The organism is Candidatus Magnetaquiglobus sp. (genome assembly GCF_058402785.1).
Genome location: NZ_JBZVFG010000056.1, coordinates 20,037 through 24,445 on the forward strand (window position 1 = coordinate 20,037; position 4,409 = coordinate 24,445).

Consider the following 4,409-nt stretch of genomic DNA (forward strand, 5'->3'; position numbering starts at 1 on the left):
GCGATTCGGGCGTCCGGCTTCTGGGCGATTCGGGCGCCGGGCGTTGGGGCGATCCGCTCCCCGCGCGTGGCAGGCCCGCCAGGGGCGACGACTCCCCGCCGACACCAGGCCAAAATTCCCTCCAACGCCTCATCCAGTCGTGCCTCCACCACCACCTCGGCCCCGGTCACCGGATGCCGGAACCGGATCGCGCGGGCATGCAGGAACATCCGCTTCAACCCTCCGTCCCGCAGATTCCGGTTCAACGCCGGGTCCCCATACTTCCCGTCCCCGGCCAACGGATGGCCCAACCACTGAAAGTGGACGCGAATCTGGTGGGTGCGTCCGGTGTCCGGATAGGCGGCCACCCAGCTCCACGCCCCGAAACGCTCCAGGATCTCGTAGCGGGTGCGGGCCGGATCCCCTTCCCTGCCCCCCGCGATCACCATGCGCTCCCCCCCTCGGGCGTTCCCCTTGATCAACGGCTGGTCGATCACCCCGGTGGTCGCGCGGGGCTCTCCGGCGATGAGCGCCCAATAGGTCTTGTCCACCGCGCCCCCCTTGAACGCCGCGCTCATGCGGCGCGCGCTCGTCTTGTCCAGGGCGAACAGCAGACACCCGGAGGTCTCCTTGTCGAGCCGATGACACAACTCCGGCACCTCCCCCGCCCCCTCGCGGGCCAGAATCAGCCGCATGGCATCCACCACCCCCCACGTCTGCCCGCTTCCCCCGTGTACCGGCATGCCGTGGGGCTTGTCGAGCACCAGCAGCGACCGATCCCGCCAGAGAATCCGCCCGTGCAGGGCGCGCAAGGCCCACTCCGGAACGCCGGTCTCCGGCGCGGCGGGCTCCCGGCTCTCGAAGGGGGGAATCCGCACCTCCTGTCCGGGCTCCAGACGGTGATTGCCGCTCGCCCTGGCGCCATCGACCCGCGCCTCGCCGGCGCGCAGCCAGCGCTGCGCCAGGGCAGACGGCGCACCGGGATTGTGAACGAGCAGAAAACGATCCAGACGCATGCCGGCCTCATCCTGGGTCACCAGAATGCGTCGGACCGGAAGACGTTGCGCGGAGTTCTGTTCAAGCGGGTTTGCTTCCATGGCAGAAAAGTCCTATACTTGATCCTTATTTTCCGCGGCCAGGCAGATCAGCCGCTTTTGATCGAATTTTTATGGAATTTCACTCCAGTGGCCCTGCCACCGGATCACTCGAACCCCTGGCCCGATCCGTCCGTCCCCTGGGAGGCGCACCACGGTGCACGCTTCGTTGCGAGCCGTGATTCCTTCCGCGCGACTCAACCAAGGATCATGGGCCTTACCATGCAAGGAGAACCGCATTACCATGACCAAGCGCATGCTGGTGGATGCCACCCATCCGGAAGAGATCCGCGTTGCCATCGTCCAGGACAACAAGCTCATCGATCTGGACATTGAAACATCAAGCCGGGAACAAATCAAAGGCAACATCTATCTGGCACGCGTCTCGCGCGTCGAACCCTCGCTGCAAGCCGCCTTCATCGATTTCGGCGCGGGCCGCCAGGGGTTCCTGTCGGTCAACGACATCCACCCGAAATACTATCCCACCGGAGACAAAGCCGAACCCCGTCTCGATTTCATCCCCCTGCCCCTGCCGGAACCCCTGGAGGAGGAGGGCGAGGACGACGAGGACGACGAGGACGCCACCGAGACAACCGCGCTCCTTCCCACGCGTCCGCCCCTCCCGTCGGACGACCACGACGAAACCGACGACCCCGCCCATCCAGTCACCCTCCCCCTGGAAATCTCGCGCGCCGTGGAGATCGCGGAGCGGATTTTCGACGATGCCGACGACGCGGACTCCCCGGAAACCGATTCGCCGGACGGCGGACGATACGAATCGGATCCGGCTTCCGCCGCCTCCGAGGGAGAGGAGGAGCTTGATGAACCGGTCTGCGAGGATGACGCCCCTCGGGAGATCGCATCGGACGACGACGCCATGGGCGGAGATGCCGATGGCGAAGCCCATGGGGATGACCTGGATGGCGTGGTGGAGGTCGACGAGGATGGCGCGCCCCTGCCCGACACCTTCAAGCGTTTTCCGCGCCGGCAGCGTCTGCCGATCCAAAAAATCCTCACCCGCGGACAGAAACTGCTCGTGCAGGTGGTCAAGGAACCGCGTGGCAACAAGGGCGCCTCGCTGACCACCAACCTCTCCCTGGCCGGTCGCTACGCCGTGCTGCTGCCGGAAAACGAGGGAGGTGGCGGCATCTCGCGCAAGATCACCGATGGCCTGGAGCGCAAAAAGCTCAAGGAGATCCTCGAGACCATCGCCATTCCCGGCCAGGTGAGCCTGATCATCCGCACCGCCGGCCTGGGACGCACCAAGCGCGAGATCATCCGCGATCTGAACTACCTGTTGCGCCTCTGGAAAAAGATCCTCGAAAACGCCTCCCAGGCCGACGGGCCGACCCTGATCCACGAGGAGGGGGATCTGATCCTGCGCACGATCCGTGACCTTTACGCCACCGACATGAGCGAAATCCTCATCGACGGCCAGGAAGGCTATCGGCGCGGCAAGGAGTTCATGCGGCTTCTGATGCCACGCTACATGAAGGTGGTGCAGCCCTACAAGGAGTCGCAACCGATCTTCTCGCGGTTCCAGATCGAAAATCAAATCGAATCCATGCACGATCGGGTGATTCAGCTCAAGGCCGGCGGCTATCTGGTCATCGAGGCGACCGAGGCCCTGGTCTCCATCGACATCAACTCCGGTCGTTCGACCCGGGAGAAGGATGTCGAGACCACGGCCTTCAAAACCAATCTCCAGGCCGCCGACGAGATCGCCCGTCAACTCCGTCTGCGGGATCTCGGCGGTCTGATCGTCATCGATTTCATCGACATGGAGGAGAAAAAACACAACCTGGAGGTGGAACGGCAGATGCGCGAGGCCCTGAAACTGGATCGGGCCAAAATCCAGTTGGGCAAGATCTCGCAATTCGGACTGCTGGAACTCTCCCGGCAACGGATGAAACCAACCTTCAGCGAGACCAACCGCATGGAGTGTCCGCGTTGCAAGGGGCTGGGCACGATCCGTTCGGTGGAGTCCTCGTCGTTCCACCTGTTCCGTCTGCTCGAGGAGGACCTTTCCAAAAACCGTTACACGCGCATCGTCTACCGCACCTCCTGGGACGTGGCCAACTACCTGCTCAACCACAAACGGGCCCAATTGGCGGAACTCGAAGCCGAAAACAAGGTGACGCTGTTGATCCAGGGTGACGAGAGTCTCCAGACCCCGGAGTATCGCGTCGAGCGCACCGACCGTCCCAAGACCGGCGGCGAGGAGATCGTCGAGACCAGGAGTGGCGGACGGAGCCAATCCGGACGCGGAGCCAGGGGCCCGACCCCCGCCACCGAAGAGGGACGCGCCAAGGCCCCGGTCAAGGCGCCAGCCCCACCCCCGCCGCCTCTGCCACCCCCGGTGCCGGAGCTTTCGGATGACGACGAGGATGACGGGGAGTCCGGTGACGAGGAGTCGCGCGTCGAGGGTCCCCCGACTGCGGCGACCTCTGGCGAGCCGGTGGAAAAGAAAAAACGTCGCCGTCGGCGGCGTCGCAAGTCGTCGGCTCAGCAGACCAGTGCCCTGCCACCCCGTGCCGAGTCCGAATCCATGAACGAACCGGAAGGGGAGGCGTCGTCCGGGGATGACGTGGAATCCACCGACGCCTCCATCCCGCTCCCGGAACAGACGGTCGCGCCGCTCGGAACGGAACTTCCGACTCTGGCGGGATCCACCGAAGAGAAGCCGGTTGTCGCGGGAGAGGCGTTGATCGAGGGCGTGCGTGCCACGGCGGCGCCAGGGTTGTTCATTCTCTCCCGGCCCGAGCCGACGCCCAGACGCGAGGAGCCGGCTCCGATCGTCTCCCAGCCGGAGCCCGCCGCCAGACGCGCCAAGCCCGATCCAATCGCGGCCAAGACGGACGAAACGGACGAAGCCGTTCCGATGGAAAACCCGGAGAGCCTCCAGGAACCGCCACCCAAGCCGGCCTCGCGGCGCAAGCCCAGAACCAAGTCTGGCGCGGCGGCCAAGGCGAAGACGGTGGAGGTCGTCGATCCGGTGGATGCCGGCGTTGTCGAGACCGTGACGGTCGAGGAGACGATGGCGGGTGAGGTTCAACCCGAGGCCAAGCCGGCGCGGCGGCGCACCCCGCGCAAGCCGAAAGCCACCCCGGAACCGGCCCTGTCGGCGGTGGTCGAGATGATCGAGCCCGTGGCCGTCGTCCCGACTGAAGCCGAAGAGGAGGAGTCCGAAGAGGGGGCATCGGATGGCAAGACCCGTGCGCCAAGACGACGGAGACGGCGACGTTCCACTGGCGTGGCGCGACAGGGATCGGGCGAGGGGGACGAGAGTGGTGTCGAGGGTGAAGGTGCCCCGGCTGCCGACAAGGGCGCGGGTGG

At 65.5% G+C, this 4,409-nt stretch carries 2 protein-coding genes; one reads left to right on the forward strand and one right to left on the reverse strand.

The window, feature by feature from the left end; all coding sequences use genetic code 11:
* A partial coding sequence (locus ACV4UY_RS14675) for an RluA family pseudouridine synthase (RefSeq protein ID WP_491608324.1) occupies nt 1-1,076 on the reverse strand: 1,076 nt, incomplete at its 3' end.
* Between the two features lie 241 nt (nt 1,077-1,317).
* Between ACV4UY_RS14675 and ACV4UY_RS14680 the strand changes: the two genes are divergently transcribed.
* Nucleotides 1,318-4,409, forward strand: a 3,092-nt coding sequence (locus ACV4UY_RS14680; RefSeq protein WP_491608325.1) for an Rne/Rng family ribonuclease, incomplete at its 3' end; no start/stop codon positions are given.